The following is a 730-nucleotide window of genomic DNA, read 5'->3' on the forward strand; positions in this document are numbered from 1 at the left end:
CCGCTTCCGCTGCTTTCACTTTCGCCAATGCATCATTCAATGCTGAGTTACCAACTGGTGCAGATGAGCTACCACTGCTACCACTTGCAGCAGCAATAATGCCACCTACTGCTGCCACTCCGGCTGCAGCCCACAGCCAATTAGGATTAAACGCCCAAAATGGTGTAGCTACGCTATTACCACCTAACGCCTGTGGAGCAAATACTTGTTCTGCCAACAAGGTAACCGCATCACTTTCAACGCCGCTTTGCGGTACATAGGCATAGTATTGCCCGTTTTCTGCCTTACCCAAAAGCAATTCGGTATTGTTGTTCTCGTAATAACCTTCCAATACCAAATCGGATTCTTGATTAATGTCGGTGCCTTCAAATGCAACGTGAAGGTCGTTACCAATACGTTTGGTATCGATAGTTTCTGGGGCGTATTGGGTATTGTCGTCAACCAATTCGTAGTTCACATTCGGTTGCGCTTTGATAATGACTTTTTTATTCGTTGCGTTCAGTTTGACGGTCTCAACGGTTTCGTTGCCACTATTGATTTTTACGCTGATATTCTTTGACATGGATTTTCCCTTTTAAATTTGTTTAGTTGGCCGCGCAGGCTGTTTCGTTAATGCGTGAAATTGTGTGGGCTTGATGCTTGAGTTTCTTTAATGTCTCTTGTGCCATTGTTGCATCAACCTCTTTGATTTGAGGAACTGAAACGTTTGTTGCATCAATTTGATAATAGT

The 730-nt window shown here is 43.8% G+C and carries 1 protein-coding gene; it reads right to left on the reverse strand.

Annotation, left to right across the window (positions count from 1 at the left end):
• On the reverse strand, positions 1-562 hold a 562-nt coding region (locus HMPREF2608_RS04145), incomplete at its 3' end, for a hypothetical protein (RefSeq protein WP_210402762.1).
• Between the last annotated feature and the right edge of the window lie 168 nt (positions 563-730).

The sequence above is a fragment of the Neisseria sp. HMSC064D07 genome (assembly GCF_001837185.1).
In the GTDB taxonomy this organism is placed as follows: Bacteria; Pseudomonadota; Gammaproteobacteria; order Burkholderiales; family Neisseriaceae; genus Neisseria; species Neisseria flavescens_C.